Origin of the sequence: Neobacillus dielmonensis (assembly GCF_000612665.1) — a bacterium.
Classification (GTDB): Bacteria; Bacillota; Bacilli; order Bacillales; family Cytobacillaceae; genus Neobacillus; species Neobacillus dielmonensis.
This window is the reverse complement of record NZ_HG942067.1, coordinates 29,229-44,205: the sequence shown is the minus strand read 5'-3', so window position 1 is coordinate 44,205 and position 14,977 is coordinate 29,229. Positions and strand designations below refer to the sequence as shown.

Here is a 14,977-nt window from a genome sequence, read left to right as displayed (position 1 = left end):
TTAGTTTTCAAAGAGCAATTGCAGCTTCTAACAGAAGCGACGTTTAATATAGTAACACAATTTCATACCAAATTCAACTTATTTCTTTGAGAGCTGAAACTCACTTTACTCTTCTCAAAAGCGACTAATACATAATATCACCGAAGTATCATTCAAGCAATCTGCAATATTTTCCATTTTTCCCGAATTATAATTTTGCCCTTACTGACTCTTGCTACTTTTAGAGACGATCAATAATGGTCACCTTGGCTCAAAACATCTTTAATGCCTCAGCAATGGGAATATCACCTGAAACAAGATCAAACGCCCGGTAATAAGTGTTTCCCTCTGTTAAACAGGCAATTATGGTTTTAGCCACATCCTCTCTTGGCACAGCTCCTTCTATGATATCCTCAGCAATTGTAATCTTCCCTGTTCCCGTTTTATCTACCAATCCTCCGGGACGGATTATAGTATATGTCAAACTGCTTTGCTCGAGCATTTTATCGGCATAATGCTTGGCAACATAATAAGGCTTAATAGCTTCATTCCAATTTTCCCTTCGGTGTGCTTGAAGAGCGCTTATCATAATAAATCTTTTTATACCTGATTTTTCAGCAGCTTCTATTGTTTTGACCGCTCCATCAAGGTCTACCAAAAGGGTTTTATCTGCACCTGTGTGCCCACCAGAACCTGCGGTAAAAACAATCGCATCGCACCCTCTAGCCCCTTCGGCGATTTGATCTACTCCCCCCTCCAAATTGACAATAGCCGCTTCAGCACCAAGCTTCTGCATTTCTCGTAACTGCTCATCCTTTCTAACCATTGCTTTAACGACATGCTGATTATCGTCTGCTAATAGACGGACAAGGTGATGCCCGATTTTTCCATTAGCCCCCACAACAAAAACCTTCATTCAATGACCCTCCTGTCCTTTTTGTATTATTATATCTTTCATTGGAATAATCTATTTCTGTCGATTCACCTTTTCTCAGGCAAAAGACTCCGGAATATTTCCGGAGCCATTCAGCCAATCCAAACTAAGCTATCTAGATTGTTTGTTCTTGTTTCAACTTCGAACGATATAGACTATATTCCTCTTGCACTTTTTTCGCAGGTGCTTTTCCGATTAAACTTACAATAATAATGGCTAAGGTACCAAACAAGAATCCTGGTGCAAGTTCATATAGATCAAATAGACCGCCTGACAGTTTTGCCCAAACAATGACTGTTAAAGCTCCAATAATAATTCCTGCCAACGCCCCATTTCTGGTCATTCTACTCCAGAAAAGACTAAGAATGACTACAGGTCCAAAAGCTGCCCCAAATCCAGCCCAGGCGTAACTTACTAAATCAAGAACTTTGCTTTCCGGATTGTATCCCAATAGGATTGCAATAATCGCTATGCCTAAAACAGCAATTCTGCCAACAATCATTTCTTCCTTTTGGGAAGCATTTCTTCTAAAAATGGATTTATAAAAATCTTGTGCTAACGCACTTGAAGAAACGAGTAGTTGAGAATCCACAGTACTCATGATTGCTGAGAGAATGGCTGCAAGTAAAAAGCCGGCGACCCATGGATTAAACAGAATTTGTGAAAACATAATAAAGACTGTTTCCGAATTTTCCAAAGGAGTATCGGCAAAGTAGGCAATACCCGCGAATCCAATAAAAATCGCCCCAAATAAGGATGCAATCATCCATACCATTCCAATTAAGCGTGCTTTAGGGATTTCCTTGGTTGACTTAATTCCCATAAAACGGACAATAATGTGCGGCTGGCCAAAATATCCCAACCCCCATGCCAACAAAGAAATTACACCAACCGTAGTTGCACCGGAGTAAACGTTCAAAAATGAAGTATCAATACTTCCGATTTTTTGAACCGTGTCATGCCAGCCGCCAAGTTCGTTAATGGCCACGATTGGAATAACGATAAGCGCCAAGAACATAAGGATACCTTGAAAAAAGTCAGTCCAGCTAGCTGCTAAGAAACCTCCAAAGAAGGTATAGGAAACAATAACGGCAGCCCCAATCCATAGTGCCAGGATATAGTTCATGCCGAAAGACTCCTCTAATAGGATTGCCCCACCAACAAGACTGGAAGATGTATAAAAGGTGAAGAAAACTAGAATGACAATGGCTGATATAACTCGCAATATTTTGGAAGAATCATGGAAACGGTTTTCAAAATAATCTGGTATTGTAATCGAATCGTTCGCTACTGTTGTATAAACTCGAAGTGGTTTCGCGATAAATTGCCAATTTAAATATGCTCCAATTGCCAATCCAATTGGCATCCAAATGGAACCCACTCCGCTCAGGTAAACTGCTCCTGGTAGTCCAAGCATTAACCAGCCGCTCATATCAGAGCTCCCTGCACTTAATGCCGCGACTCCCGCGCTAAGCCGCCTTCCGCCTAGTACATAATCATTCAAGTTTTTTGTCATTTTGGCAGCAATATAACCAATAATCCACATGACCACCAAATAAAAGATGATGGATGTTAACGTGGGTGCACTTATATTCATTAATTAACCCTCTCCTTTTTCAGCAAAATAAGTAATGACGGACAGTACCACCAATAAAGGCATCGGCACCATTAACCAAGCCCACGTGGCATCTGTAAAATTAAACTCCATGTAATCACCTCCCTTACTCTCTTTTAAATGCTTTAAGACCGGTCCCTAACAATTCTGTATAACACCAGCCTAAAGCCTGGTAAGCAACATGAGCAAAACTCTTTGCTCAAGATGTTAACTATGCATTTATCCTAATTTGTTATACCAGCCAAACAGGGCACATCTAAATTGCACACAAAATCATCCCATTCCATTACGGTTGTCGTAAGCTGGCTTCTCTCAGTCTTTAAGTCTATTAGTCTAGTCAGCTCTTTTGACGAAATATTCACGACCCCAAGTCCAATTTCGTCACCTTCCGTATCCATTACTCGAATTACAGTGCCTTCACTAAAGTGGCCGCTTAGTTTACAAATATCATTAAATCTTAAGCATTTATGTTCTTCTATGAACGCTAGTTGAGACTCTTTGTGTAACCATATCTCTCCTTCCGGCCCCGAGTTAAAGGCTATCCACTTCTTCTTTTGGTTTAAATTGCCCGCTGGTTGTAAACTTTTGAAATATGTTCCTTTTGCCCTGCCTAGGCACGCATCACTGACGATGTTTTTACGAGAGGCATTTCCTAAAAAGATAGTGATACCTGATGCCATCGCAATTTTTGCAGCATCGATTTTTGATTTCATTCCTCCTGTTCCCATTGCACTTACGGATCCTCCCGCTGCTGCTTCGATGTCTGGGGTAATCGCCGTCACATGTCTAATTGGTTTTGCCTGTGTGTTTTTTAAAGGGTCCGCGCTATATAAACCGTCGATATCCGATAAGATAATGAGCATTTCTGCATCAATTAATCCAGCAACCTTTGCTGAAAGTGTATCATTATCACCAAACCTTAGTCTGTCACTGGTAACCGTGTCGTTTTCATTAACAATGGGCACAATGCCTCTATCCAATAAAACATTCAATGTATTACGGACGTTTTTATAACGGTTTTCATCCAAGAAGTCACTTCTTGTAATCAATATTTGTGAAGCAATATACCCATGGGATAAAAATAGCTTAGAATACGATTCCATTAACAAGCCCTGACCTATTGAAGCAGCCGCTTGTTTTTCGGGTAATGAACAGGGACGTTCAGAGCACCCCAATTTCCGGTAACCCGCAGCTACCGCACCTGATGAAACCAGTACTACTTCATAACCCGCATCTTTCAAACAGACAATCTCTGCTGTTAATTTTTCAAGTTTTCTGAGGCTAATTTCACCATGGCGGCTTGTTAAAGAACTGCTACCAATTTTAATGACTACCCTCTGTGGTCGCCCAAGGGTTGGAACCATGTAATCACTCCATTATCGTTTTTTCATTCAGCTAGAAAAATTAAAATGCTTTTAAGATGGCAAATTATTTTCTTTCGAGCTGTTGTACTTTATTACTTAAAATGGATTTATCCAGTTGATGACTGATTTCACATGATCGGATGGCAGCCTGAAGTACGGCGTGAGTAATAGCCTCACCACCCCCATGTTCAAACAAAGCTTTTAATCCAGCAGCCGTTGTACCGTTAGGTGATGTGATGTTCTCCCTTAATACTTCCGGCGATTCCCCTTGTTCTTGAATCATTTTGGCGGCGCCCAGAATGGTTTGTGCAACAATTTGTCGGATGGTTCCCTTCGGTATATTTGCTTTTATCCCCTCTTTTTCCATACATTCCATAAAGTAATAATAGTAGGCTGGACCGCTGCCGGCTATACCGGTAAAGGTATGCATTTGCTCCTCTGGTATGACGTACACCTTTCCTATACATTCGAAGAATTGTATAGCCCATGAAAAATTTAGATTAGTGGTATTTTTCCCTCTGGAAAGTGCTGTGGCCGATTCGCCAATCTTGCAGGATGTGTTGGGCATTGCCCTAATTACTTGCTGGGCTTCGGGCAACATCCGTTCAATCGACGAAGTAGTTAGGCCAGCTATTACAGACAAAATGAGCTGGTGGGGTTTTACTATATTTCTAATGATTTGTAAAGAGGTTTCTGCATCTTTTGGTTTCATTGCGAGGATAATGACATCCATTTGATTTATTTCTAGTTCATTTTGGGGGATGCCGTTTATTCCATATTCATTTTCCAGTTGCTTTAAGCGATTTGTATTGCTGCGGTTGGTAACGAAGATATGTTCCGCGGGTATGCTGTTAGATGAAACAACACCTGAAATCATTGCTTCAGCCATAGCACCAGCACCGATAAATGCAATCGTCTTTTTATTGACCATGCAATCTCTCCCTGTTTGTATATTGTTCAATAATTTTCAATGCCCTTATACTAACATCTTCAAAAAGAATATCAAGGGAAAAATGGAAATTTATGTGTATTCAGCTCAATTAGTAAGCATCCGGCACAATTTTGCCAATAATTTGCTATAATCAGCGCTCATGGCTTATTTTCGCCTCTTATCGGAAAATATAAAGATTTTTTCAGCAAAATTATTAAGGATGCAATAGCCCATGTTTGGCCGTAAGCAGAGGGATTAATAAAAAATTCCTCAATCAAAGAATCCCTTGCATCGGTAAACCGGAATTTTTTTAAAAGTAAACATACTTCCGCTAACGCTAGAGAATAACTCCTTGCCATGTTACATAACCTACATTTGCTGCAAATAGGAGGTGAGTCGGATGCCAAAAGAACGAAATAATGAAAATAACCAAGGTATTGCAAATAGTATTAAAGAAACCGCTGGGTCAGCATTTCATACTGTTCATAGCGCTTTAGAAACAACTGAGAATGTAGCTATGAGTACTGTGGATGCGGCAGCAAATGCAGTGAATAATTTAACTGGCAATGATAAAGAGAAAAATCAAAGTAATGAGTAATAAACCTGTACTTTACTCGGACTTTTTGGTTGTGGGTAAATAGTAGATTGCTTCATATAACGCAAAATAAAGGGCAACTAAGCGGTTGTCCTTTTTAAATTTGCCTGGCAGCGCCCTACTACTTCATCGAATAAATAAAATTACAACAACAGGATATCTTAGCCTACAAAAATTTATCTTTTTTGCAAAAAAATTATTTTCATTGAATAAAAATTCATATAAAATAATTTTCATGCTGAATTAAGGGGGAATTACAGTTGAATGCTTCACAAGGCAGTTTAAAAAGATCGTTAGGGGTCACTTCCATCGTATTTTTAGGGTTAGCCTATATGTCACCATTTGCGGTGTTTGACACCTTTGGAGTAGTGTCAGACGTGACTAATGGGCATGTTCCCGCATCTTACATACTTATTACAATAGCAATACTCTTCACTGCATTAAGCTATGGGAAGATGGTGAAGATTTATCCTGATGCAGGCTCTGCCTATACCTATACAAAAAGAACAATGGGAGCAGAACTTGGATTTCTGGTTGGGTGGTCAGCTTTACTTGATTATATTTTCTTGCCAATGATTAATGCGCTATTAGCAGGCATATATTTATCTGCCAGTTTTCCAAGTGTTCCTGCCTGGCTATGGATAGTCGGGTTAGTTGTGCTTATTACGGTTATGAATATTGCTGGAATCAAAGTTGCTGTTTCGGCAAACACATTATTTGTTCTCTTACAATTATTAGTTGCCATTATCTTTGTTATTTTAACCATTCGGTCGATATATAGCGGCAATGGCGGAACAGGATTATCTTCGTTTCCGTTTTATTCGAAAGATATCAGTATGAGTCTCTTATTTTCGGGTGCATCCATTCTGGCTCTTGCTTTTTTAGGCTTCGACGCAGTGACTACCCTAGCCGAAGAGACGGTAGAACCCGAGAAAAATATACCAAAAGGAATCTTCCTTATTGCGGTGATTGGTGGGATATTTTTTATTTTAGTCACTTATTTTATTCAAGTATTATATCCGGATGTTTCGGTTTTAACTAATATAGAAGGTGCTTCACCTGAAATAGCCCATCATATTGGCGGGATATTGTTTCAATCAGTATTTACAAGTGGAGCCCTCATATCAGTTCTAGCGTCCGGACTTGCTGCCCAAACGAGTGCATCCCGGTTACTTTTTGCCATGGGAAGAGATGGGGTTCTTCCAAAAAAGGTCTTCGGTTACCTTCATCCTAAATGGCAAACGCCTATTTTCAATATTGTATTTATCGGTGTGGTTGCTTTAAGTGCATTGCTTTTAGATCTTGTTACAGCTACCTCCTTAATTAATTTTGGAGCGTTCACTGCGTTTTCTTTTGTGAACTTATCTGTAATTATTTATTATTTTAAAAATAGGCAAATAGAAAAGACGCTTAGTTTTCTCAGTTATGTTGTCTTGCCTGTCATTGGTTTAGCCTTTCTGATTTACCTATGGGTAAGTTTGGATCTTTTAGCGATTACCTTTGGTCTTTCATGGTTTGGGGTAGGCTTCGTGTATTTGCTATTTTTAACTAAAGGCTTTCATGTAAAGCCGCCGGAATATGAATTTGTTGAAAGTCATTAAAAAAATGCCTTCGTCCGAGTAGTTCAGACGAAGGCATTTTTTGCAAATTATGTTTTCAATTAAAGCAGAAACATACCTGCCACACCGCTCAAGATACCTAAAATAACCACAGAAACAGCTACAAAAAGCAATACTTTTTTAGGAAAAGATTTTGCCACTAGCAAAAGCGACGGAAGGCTTATAGAAGGCAATGTTAACAATAGTGCTCCTGCGGGGCCTCCACCCATTCCAAAAGATATAAACGTTTGAATGATTGGAATTTCCGCTGCTGTTGGAATCACGAATAGCATACCAGCAATGGCAAAACCGATCACTGCTATTAAACTATTAGCAGATGCTTCACTTATGTTTGGGAATAACCAAACACGGACGGCTCCCATCAAAAGTACGGATAAAAAGTAAGTTGGGACAATATATAAAATCATGGTGCCAATGCTTTTCGCCCATCTTTGTGCAAATGATCCATTTGCTTCTTTCTCTGTTTTTTCTATCATTTTATCGATATCGGCTGTATTTACACTTGGTGCAAAACGGTTGGCCAAATAACTTACCCCAAATGTTAAAATAATCCCAAATACAAGCCGAAGAGCGGTAAACTTCCATGATAAAACAAATGTCATGAAAATAAGGGTTGCCGGATTCAGTGTCGGATTTCCGATCCAAAATGCTAAGCTGGCACCGACAGAAACATTTTTCTTCCGTAATCCTGCAGCAATTGGTGCCGCACAACAGGTGCACATCATACCGGGCAGTGAGGCAAGTCCGGCAACAGCAGTGCTGCCAAAAGAGGTTTTTCCTAAAACTTTTAACAGCCAGTTGGTCGGCAATAGAACCTGTACTAGGGAACCAAGTAAAATGCCAACAACAGCGGCTTTCCACACTGCATTAAAATAGACAAGGGCATAGGACCAGGCACTATCCCATGATGCAGACGACAATTCAGCATGATCCCCTAAAATGGATGCCCCGATGGAATGGGTATTTGCTGCTAGAATTGTTTTATTAAAATAAGGATACCACTTTACATAGGACAATCCCACGATGGTAATTAAAATAAAAACAAGGACTTTAACTGCTGTTTTTTTCGAGTTCGGCTGCGGTGTCATTATTGAACCGTTTATATCTGCCATATCATTAGCCTCCAATTCAATTTAGAACGTAAGAAATTTTATCACAATAATCAATAGATTTAAATCTAAAAAATCGATAGAAGATTAAGCAAACCATTGATGAGGAGGATATCTATCCCTTTTTGTTTTGAATTGGTCCATGAAAATCAAGTACATTAAAAACGAGACATCAGTACTCTTTTGTGTCTCGTTTTTTTAAATTGATTTAGTTGGTAGTTATTCAAGCCCTGCCTCTTCCATTGAAATTCGAGCTAATGCTGCCCAATCTTGGTTTTCCCGGCCCTTCGCTACGGATGCGAGCAAACGGTCATGCACTAAATTCGCTAAAGGCATCGGGTTATTAGCGGCATTCGCCTCATCTAAAACAAGATTACAATCTTTAAGGCCAAGTGCCAGTTGAAACCCAGCAGGTTCAAACAGCTTTTTAGCGATCAGTTGTCCATAACCTTGATATACCGTACAGTTAAACAAAGTGGATGCGTATACCTCTGCCGCTCGTTCTCGGTTGATTCCGTTCTTCTCAGCTAAATTAAAAGATTCAGCCATTGCTTCCATGGCCGCCATAATCATAAAATTCCCGCCAAGCTTAATAATATTAGCACTTCCAGGCTCCTCGCCGATATCAAACACCCGCTGACCCATTGCCTCCTGTAATGGTTTCACTCTCTCCTTTGATTCGGTGGAACCGGACGAAAGTATATTAAGTTTCTGAGCCGCTGCTGCATCAGGTCGTCCAAAAACAGGGGAAGCGACATAATCACTGCCTTGCCGCTGATGAAAAGAAGCAAGTTTTCGGGAAGTCTCGGGAGAAACAGTACTCATTGAAAGATGAATTCCCCCCTTGCCCAGTTTCATTCCAAACCCATCCGAGCCTAATACTAGCTCTTCCAGTGCTTGATCATTTGCTACCATGGTGATTACAATCCCGCCTTCTGACACTGCATCAGAAGGACAATTAACTAGAAATGCACCTGCATCTACAACATCTTTTGCTTTACTTTTTGTCCGATTATACACATTTACTTTGTATCCTGCTTTAAGTAAGTTCATTACCATAGGCTTACCCATATTTCCCAAACCGATAAAACCAACTTCCATAGTCATATAATTATCCCTCCAATATCTGATGCCAATTAGGATTAACCAAGAATCACTTATTATTGGCCCCATATTCTCTTATTATAAATTAATCGGATAATAAAGGATAAATATACTGAGCGTATAGTTTCAAGCAATTTTGTTTTATTTATTTTTATTTCATTAGCTCTGTTATATTTGGCTGTTGATTTCCGTTCCAGTCGTTTAAGCGTTCCCGAGGTCGTGCCGGGGAGCCTCCTCGGCGCTGAAAGCGCGCCTGCGGGGACTCCCCAGCCCCGTACTCCCGAGCAGTCGAGCGCCTTCCGCTCCAACCAACAGAGTTATAAAAATCAACATTCTTGTTTAAACAGAGCCATTTCATAAAAACAAATAAAGAACCAGCCAGTTCCGCTGATTCTTTAATAAAGCGAACATAATTTTCCCCTTTTAAAAAAGATGCTGAAGCGTCATCAACGATGGGATCAGCAAGGCACCCCAAATCAGTGTAATCCATGCTGCAAAAATCATTCCCAACGAAGAAAACGTTGCTTCCTGTTTGCCATACTCCATAGCTTTTGTCGTGCCTACCCCATGGGCCGCCATGCCAAGCGCAAGCCCTCGTGCAATTGGGGATTTTATCGACAGGGATTTAATCACCATCGGACCAACGATACCGCCAAAAACACCGGTTATAATGACAAAAACCGTCGTTAGGGTTGGCATTCCGCCAATTTCCTTCGATACTTCAATCGCAATCGGTGTCGTAATCGATCTTGGGAGAATAGAAGTAATCATATCAGATTTCAAATGGATTAATTTTGATAAACCAAAGGTGGAAAAAATGGCGACTAACGTTCCTGTTGTAATACTGATCGCAATAGTGCCCAAATACTTTTTTACAGTCGGCAAATTTTTATAAATTGGTACAGCAAAGGCAACCGTAGCTGGCCCTAACAAATGAGTCAATAATCTAGTTGCATGCAAGTATCCATCCGCTGGCACATGAACGATCGAAATAACAATAATTAGAAGGATCGGTGTTAGCAGTAACGGGTGAAAAAGTGGGAAGGACATTTTAACATAAACCATTTTGGAGATTCGGTATAATAGGTAAGTCACAACAGTAAATAGAATCATCATAATCAATGTTGCTCCCTCCTTTTGAAAACTGCTGTTTTCTCTGCTATGATTCCTGTCAATCCCATAACAACTATGGTACTAATGCCAATCAATATGACAATTTCTGCTCCAAGGAAACTAAAAATTTCTTTATAGTTTATAATTCCTACTGCTGAAGGGACGAAGAAAAGCAGCAGTTCAGCCAGTAACCAATTTGCACCCTTTTCCACCCATTCCAGTTTGACAATTTTCAGACATAGTGCCAGGAATAAAAGAACTAATCCGAACATCGAAGCAGGTATCGGAATAGGAACGATTTGCTTCAGTGCCGCCCCTAATATTAAAAACACATGCAGAAATAAAACCTGAAGGATAATGACCCCTGCTTTTTTCATCGTAAAACCCCCTATATACAAAGGAGTCCATCCACTCCTTTAACCTTTCAAAAGAACTAAGGGTAATCTTACGACGGATTTTGCCATTCGTAAAATACATATTTAGAATGTTTGCCATAACTACAAATTATAATGGATCCTTAAGTATGAAATCGATAAAGGTCCGAGCTGCATTTGATATGTATCGCTCTCTTTTGGTCAAAACAGCGAGCCGCCAGAGAATTTTCGGCTTGATATCAATGACCCTGATATCTGTATTAAATGCACGGTTACAAATCGAGTGAGGCAAGATTGTCACACCAAGATTAGCAGCGACCATCTCCGTCATTAAATCCCATTGAGAGCTTTCAAAAAGGATCCTTGGCTCAAATCCTGCGGCAATAAAGTGGTTCCTCATAATTTGGTGTAACGCAAATTCTTCATGATAAAAAATAAATTCTTCATCCTTAAGGTCCCTAATATCCACTACTTCCCGATTAGCAAAAGGGTGATCCTTATAGACCAACAGTTTCATCTCTTCCTCTACGATGGGATAGACATCAAATTCTTTTTCATCTATGGGCAAGACAGCAACCCCTAATTCGAATTCCCCTTCTTCGACACTCTTTACGACTCTGGCGCCGCCATATTCAGTAATGTTCAGTTTGATATTGGGAAATGTATGATGAAACTTAGCCATCACTCTGGGAAAAAATAAACTTCCAATAAATGGTGGTAGGCCAATATTGATTTGGCCTCTCTCGAGATTGGTCATGTCATTTAAAGTAGTTTTCATTTCATCCATAAGACCCGACATTTTCTGAGCATATTCCAAAACCACTTTCCCCGCATCGGTCACTTCACTAGTCCGATTTGTTCGGATAATGAGCGTGATTCCAAGCTCTTCTTCTATTGCCATTATAGATTTACTTAGTGCGGGCTGTGAGATGTGCACCGCTTCCGCTGCTTTTGTAATGCTTTTATGTTTCGCCACCTCAGCAAAGAGCTGCAATTGCCGCAATTCCAATTTCCATACCTCCACGAGTTTTATCTAACATGCATTGTAGCAATAATTATAAAAATATCATAAAAAATTGAAAAAGCTGAGGCATGCCCCAGCTTAAACTATCTATCAATTAAGTTAATTGTTATTGCACCACAAAACTTAGTATTGTTTTTTGCCCTGTTTCATTCTCTCTGTAATGAAAAGAAATAAGGTCACCATCTCGATAATTTGGAAGCTGTTGGATTGCCTTTTCCGTCATTTGAAAGGCTGTAGGGGTGCCGTTCATATCCACTTCAATCGTATGCGGATCCATCTGGCCGTTTAGAGTCCCAGCACCTTGAGCAAAAGAATTGGTCACATTTAGCTCCGTAACTGCTTTTGCTTCCTCTTCCTCCGCGTTTAAGAAAACTTCTACGTTATAGCGGCCATTGGCAAGATCGGAGATTGTGAACGCTTTAGTCAGCTCTTCATTATTTTTTAACGATATTTTTTCAATCGCTTGTGTCGACAAATGATCTTCAGAGAATTGTTTAACTTTTTTTCCAGCTTCATCGTACACAATGTAATCAGCTTTTATTCCGTTAGGAAAGGTAAGGGTTTTGGTTTCACCTGAGATATTCTTGACCCTATAATTTAGGTTGACGCTATTGTTCTGCTCAGTGGCTTCAATTGTAGGATGAAACTTTGGGGCGATCTCATTATTTTTTGGACTTTCTGCTTTTATTTCTTTTGCTCCCGCACTTCCCTCGTTTCCATTACCTGTCCCACAGCCGGTTAAAAGTCCAATTACCAATGCACAACATATAACTGATAATCCTCTCAGTTTCATTATTCCGTTCCCCTTTCATTTATGCCTTTACCTGTTAGTCGCATAAAAGGGAAACAAGGTTACAATTATGATACTGGTAATATTAGGTATTAACAAAACCTTTATTCAGTTCTTCCAAAATAGTATGCAGTTCCGCTAAACGCTTAATTTCATAAGTTGGAATAACATCATTCCGTTGTTTATTGTGACGATTAATCCACACGGATTTCATCCCGGCGCGATTTGCCCCCAAGATATCAGTCATCAGATTATCGCCTACCATGATGGCTTCATCCTTGGACAGTGACAATTTTGATAGGGCATATTCAAATAGCCCCTGATCGGGCTTGCCTCTTCCAAAATCTCCGGAAATGACAATCTCATCAAAATACGGCACAAGCTCTGGTGTAATCTCTAATTTGGTATTTTGTAAATGAGGCGAACCGTTGGTCAATAGCAAAAGCTGATACTTCCCTTTTAAAGACTTCAGCGTTTCAAAAGTATCCTCGTAGACGAACGGAAGTTTTCTCCGTTCTTCCGGGAATCGCTCTGCCAATTCAAACCCGAAATCAACATCATCAATGGCCATTTTTTTAAGCCCTGCTATCCATGCATCTTTACGATATCCCGGAACTATCTCTTTTAATTTTCTAAAATCATCCTGATCGTCAAAAAAGTCTCCCCATAACCCTTCAAATGGATTAATGCCAATCATCTGAGTAAAGGGATATGTTTCGTAGGAAGAATACAACTCCCTGGCTGCTTCACGAACAGCTTCTTCCATCTCATCAGGATTGACTCCATACCGTTCTTCTGCCAAACGGCAGGTAGCTGCAAATGCTTCTTTTATACTTTTTTGATCCCATAGCAACGTATCATCTAAGTCAAAAAAAATCGTTTTGATCATTGTAATCCTCACTTTTTTACAAAAATAGATATTTACTAGTTTATCATTTTTATAGTTAAAAAAATATAATTAATTGAATTGCCAGAAAAAGTGCATCTAAAGCTTAATTGTTTGTTTTCCTCATAAAATAAAGCTCTTTAAACTCCTCAGTAAATCCCCATTTTTGATAGAAAGGAAGCATTTCCGGGCGGCAGTATAGCTCAAAATGTTGGACTTGTTGCAAAGAAGGATGTTCTACGATATGGTTCATTAACTCCCTCCCCAAATTCTGCCCGCAAAAGCTTTCCTTGACGATTACATCCAAAATCAGGGCCTTATAAGTATAATCGGTCAGTACACGATGTAAACCCAATTAGTTCATTCGTATGTGAATCACAAAGGCCCATCACGATATCCGAATATGCCAGCATATTTTTTATATCCTCCCGTTTTCTTCCCCTCGTCCACCACTCCCGCTCAAATAATTGATGTAATTCTTCCATTAGTTTTTCATTCAAATTGTGAGTAATAATATAGTTCATTAGAGCACCTCCAAGACGTCTTTCCTTTTTATGTAAAATTAGACGAAGGATGCTTCGGTTTGTTGCGAAAAACCAGCTTAAAAATAATAGGCTTTTTTTCAATTTGTAAAAGCGAGCTAGAAAATGGATCTGTATAATTGAAAAAACATCTCTGCTAAAAGTCAGAGATGTTTTTTTTCTTATAATGTGGTTATGATTGGTCCATTTTTAGTAAGAATCATCGTATGTTCGTATTGGGCCACAAAGCTTTGTTCCGTAATATAGGTCCACTCGTCGCCTTTTTCAAAAACTTCCTCTTCAAGTGTGGATATAAATGGTTCAAAGGCAATGACCATTCCATCTTTAAGCAATTCATCATCGCTTGGCTCATTATAATTATAAATATATTCTGGTTCCTCATGGATAGTCCGTCCAATTCCATGGCCCGTCAAATTCATGATGACGGTAAAGCCGTGCTGTTTGGCTGTCCGGTATACCGCTTTACCAAGCCCACTTTTTCTTGAACCTGGTTTGGCTTTCTTTAATCCTTCCTCAAACGCCAGCTTTGCCACGTCACAAAGTTTTTTCAGGACTTCCTCACCTTCACCAACGACGACTGAAATCCCTGTATCCGCAAAGTAGCCATTTTTTGAACCGGAAACATCGATATTCACAATATCTCCTTCTTGTATCACCCTTTTGCCAGGGATCCCGTGTGCCACTTCCTCATTGATACTGATACAAGTATAGCCAGGAAAATCATATTCCCCTTTTGGAGCGGATGTTGCCCCTTCTTTTGCAAACATTTCACCGGCTATCTCATCTAACTCTTTTGTTGTAACACCAGGCATTGCTCTACGGACCAATTCATCCCTTATGGAAGCGCAAATCCTGCCAATTTCTTTTAATCCGTTAATATCCTCTTCTGTTTTTGCAATCATATTTCTTCCCTACTTTTTCTATTTTGTCATTAAACTCATGTATTATATTGTAGCTTTTTTTTTAAACAAAATTCAAGTTTGAGGGATGACTTGCAT

General features: G+C 39.6%; 16 protein-coding genes. 2 read left to right on the top strand and 14 right to left on the bottom strand.

Annotation, left to right across the window (positions count from 1 at the left end; genetic code table 11):
- Window positions 1-250 precede the first annotated feature (250 nt).
- The 4 genes from BN2425_RS13975 to proC form a co-directional block, all read right to left on the bottom strand.
- The gene (locus BN2425_RS13975) at window positions 251-895 is read right to left on the bottom strand and encodes an SDR family oxidoreductase (RefSeq protein ID WP_042460651.1); all 645 of its coding nucleotides are present in this window, start codon (window positions 893-895) and stop codon (window positions 251-253) included.
- Window positions 896-1,028: 133 nt separating this feature from the next.
- Window positions 1,029-2,510 (bottom strand): sodium/proline symporter PutP, encoded by a 1,482-nt coding sequence (gene putP / locus BN2425_RS13970; RefSeq protein ID WP_042460648.1) that lies wholly within the window; start codon window positions 2,508-2,510, stop codon window positions 1,029-1,031.
- Between the two features lie 242 nt (window positions 2,511-2,752).
- Window positions 2,753-3,892 (bottom strand): glutamate 5-kinase, encoded by a 1,140-nt coding sequence (gene proB / locus BN2425_RS13965; protein ID WP_042460645.1) that lies wholly within the window; start codon window positions 3,890-3,892, stop codon window positions 2,753-2,755.
- A gap of 64 nt (window positions 3,893-3,956) precedes the next feature.
- Window positions 3,957-4,823, bottom strand: a complete 867-nt coding sequence (gene proC, locus BN2425_RS13960) for a pyrroline-5-carboxylate reductase (protein ID WP_042460642.1) — start codon at window positions 4,821-4,823, stop codon at window positions 3,957-3,959.
- Window positions 4,824-5,223: 400 nt separating this feature from the next.
- Here proC and BN2425_RS13950 point away from each other — a divergent pair, with 400 nt between their 5' ends.
- Window positions 5,224-5,421: a hypothetical protein gene (locus BN2425_RS13950; RefSeq protein ID WP_042460636.1), complete on the top strand. Its 198-nt coding sequence runs from the start codon at window positions 5,224-5,226 to the stop codon at window positions 5,419-5,421.
- A gap of 257 nt (window positions 5,422-5,678) precedes the next feature.
- Window positions 5,679-7,019 carry an APC family permease gene (locus BN2425_RS13945; protein WP_042460633.1) on the top strand — a complete coding sequence of 447 codons (1,341 nt, stop codon included), beginning with the start codon at window positions 5,679-5,681 and terminating at the stop codon, window positions 7,017-7,019.
- Between the two features lie 59 nt (window positions 7,020-7,078).
- Here BN2425_RS13945 and BN2425_RS13940 read toward each other — a convergent pair whose 3' ends face one another.
- The 10 genes from BN2425_RS13940 to map all read right to left on the bottom strand — a co-directional run bounded on the left by BN2425_RS13940 (window position 7,079) and on the right by map (window position 14,881).
- A complete protein-coding gene (locus tag BN2425_RS13940; RefSeq protein WP_042460630.1) occupies window positions 7,079-8,149 on the bottom strand; it encodes a permease in 1,071 nt (356 codons plus the stop codon).
- A gap of 216 nt (window positions 8,150-8,365) precedes the next feature.
- Window positions 8,366-9,253, bottom strand: coding sequence for an NAD(P)-dependent oxidoreductase (locus tag BN2425_RS13935; RefSeq protein ID WP_042460628.1), 888 nt, complete (start codon window positions 9,251-9,253; stop codon window positions 8,366-8,368).
- Window positions 9,254-9,673: 420 nt separating this feature from the next.
- Complete coding sequence (locus BN2425_RS13930; RefSeq protein ID WP_235714643.1) at window positions 9,674-10,366, bottom strand: LrgB family protein; 693 nt, start codon at window positions 10,364-10,366, stop codon at window positions 9,674-9,676.
- 2 nt (window positions 10,367-10,368) lie between these two features.
- On the bottom strand, window positions 10,369-10,740 hold the full coding sequence (locus BN2425_RS13925) for a CidA/LrgA family holin-like protein (RefSeq protein ID WP_042460621.1): 372 nt from the start codon (window positions 10,738-10,740) through the stop codon (window positions 10,369-10,371).
- A gap of 127 nt (window positions 10,741-10,867) precedes the next feature.
- A complete protein-coding gene (locus tag BN2425_RS13920) occupies window positions 10,868-11,746 on the bottom strand; it encodes a LysR family transcriptional regulator (protein WP_042460618.1) in 879 nt (292 codons plus the stop codon).
- Window positions 11,747-11,867: 121 nt separating this feature from the next.
- Window positions 11,868-12,554, bottom strand: a complete 687-nt coding sequence (locus tag BN2425_RS13915) for a BsuPI-related putative proteinase inhibitor (RefSeq protein WP_042460615.1) — start codon at window positions 12,552-12,554, stop codon at window positions 11,868-11,870.
- 82 nt (window positions 12,555-12,636) lie between these two features.
- The gene (locus tag BN2425_RS13910) at window positions 12,637-13,440 is read right to left on the bottom strand and encodes an HAD family hydrolase (protein WP_042460611.1); all 804 of its coding nucleotides are present in this window, start codon (window positions 13,438-13,440) and stop codon (window positions 12,637-12,639) included.
- Window positions 13,441-13,543: 103 nt separating this feature from the next.
- Window positions 13,544-13,744, bottom strand: coding sequence for a GNAT family N-acetyltransferase (locus BN2425_RS22290; protein ID WP_195891945.1), 201 nt, complete (start codon window positions 13,742-13,744; stop codon window positions 13,544-13,546).
- Between the two features lie 10 nt (window positions 13,745-13,754).
- Window positions 13,755-13,961 (bottom strand): hypothetical protein, encoded by a 207-nt coding sequence (locus tag BN2425_RS22555; protein WP_052352874.1) that lies wholly within the window; start codon window positions 13,959-13,961, stop codon window positions 13,755-13,757.
- Between the two features lie 179 nt (window positions 13,962-14,140).
- On the bottom strand, window positions 14,141-14,881 hold the full coding sequence (gene map, locus BN2425_RS13900) for a type I methionyl aminopeptidase (protein ID WP_042460608.1): 741 nt from the start codon (window positions 14,879-14,881) through the stop codon (window positions 14,141-14,143).
- Between the last annotated feature and the right edge of the window lie 96 nt (window positions 14,882-14,977).

What these genes read in the sequence shown, in the direction of transcription:
- BN2425_RS13975 (WP_042460651.1), bottom strand. Translation starts at nt 895, where the DNA reads ATGAAGGTTTTTGTTGTGGGGGCTAATGGAAAAATCGGGCATCACCTT.
- putP (WP_042460648.1), bottom strand. Translation starts at nt 2,510, where the DNA reads ATGAATATAAGTGCACCCACGTTAACATCCATCATCTTTTATTTGGTG.
- proB (WP_042460645.1), bottom strand. Translation starts at nt 3,892, where the DNA reads ATGGTTCCAACCCTTGGGCGACCACAGAGGGTAGTCATTAAAATTGGT.
- proC (WP_042460642.1), bottom strand. Translation starts at nt 4,823, where the DNA reads ATGGTCAATAAAAAGACGATTGCATTTATCGGTGCTGGTGCTATGGCT.
- BN2425_RS13950 (WP_042460636.1), top strand. Translation starts at nt 5,224, where the DNA reads ATGCCAAAAGAACGAAATAATGAAAATAACCAAGGTATTGCAAATAGT.
- BN2425_RS13940 (WP_042460630.1), bottom strand. Translation starts at nt 8,149, where the DNA reads ATGGCAGATATAAACGGTTCAATAATGACACCGCAGCCGAACTCGAAA.
- BN2425_RS13935 (WP_042460628.1), bottom strand. Translation starts at nt 9,253, where the DNA reads ATGACTATGGAAGTTGGTTTTATCGGTTTGGGAAATATGGGTAAGCCT.
- BN2425_RS13930 (WP_235714643.1), bottom strand. Translation starts at nt 10,366, where the DNA reads ATGATGATTCTATTTACTGTTGTGACTTACCTATTATACCGAATCTCC.
- BN2425_RS13925 (WP_042460621.1), bottom strand. Translation starts at nt 10,740, where the DNA reads ATGAAAAAAGCAGGGGTCATTATCCTTCAGGTTTTATTTCTGCATGTG.
- BN2425_RS13915 (WP_042460615.1), bottom strand. Translation starts at nt 12,554, where the DNA reads ATGAAACTGAGAGGATTATCAGTTATATGTTGTGCATTGGTAATTGGA.
- BN2425_RS13910 (WP_042460611.1), bottom strand. Translation starts at nt 13,440, where the DNA reads ATGATCAAAACGATTTTTTTTGACTTAGATGATACGTTGCTATGGGAT.
- BN2425_RS22555 (WP_052352874.1), bottom strand. Translation starts at nt 13,961, where the DNA reads ATGAACTATATTATTACTCACAATTTGAATGAAAAACTAATGGAAGAA.
- map (WP_042460608.1), bottom strand. Translation starts at nt 14,881, where the DNA reads ATGATTGCAAAAACAGAAGAGGATATTAACGGATTAAAAGAAATTGGC.